The organism is Schumannella sp. 10F1B-5-1, from assembly GCF_006517535.1.
Lineage (GTDB): Bacteria > Actinomycetota > Actinomycetes > Actinomycetales > Microbacteriaceae > Schumannella.
Map to the genome: position 1 here is coordinate 1 of NZ_VHQH01000152.1, position 227 is coordinate 227.

A 227-nucleotide genomic window follows, 5' to 3' on the forward strand; every position below is an offset into this window, starting at 1 on the left:
GCCGACATCACGCTCGTCGACGTGCGCGTGCCCGAGGAGCGCCGCCTGCAGCTCGGCAACGGCTTCCGCGACACCGCCCGCGTGCTCGCCCTGACCCGCGCCGAGGTCGCCTGGCAGGCGGTCGGCAACGCCGTCGGCGCCTACGAGGCGGCGGTGCGCTACGTCGTGGAGCGCGAGCAGTTCGGGCGCAAGCTCGGCTCGTTCCAGCTCATCCAGGATCTGCTGTC

At 73.1% G+C, this 227-nt stretch carries 1 protein-coding gene; it reads left to right on the forward strand.

Annotated features, from left to right (window positions below; all coding sequences use genetic code 11):
* A partial coding sequence (locus FJ658_RS15260; protein WP_255447764.1) for an acyl-CoA dehydrogenase family protein occupies window positions 1-227 on the forward strand: 227 nt, incomplete at both ends.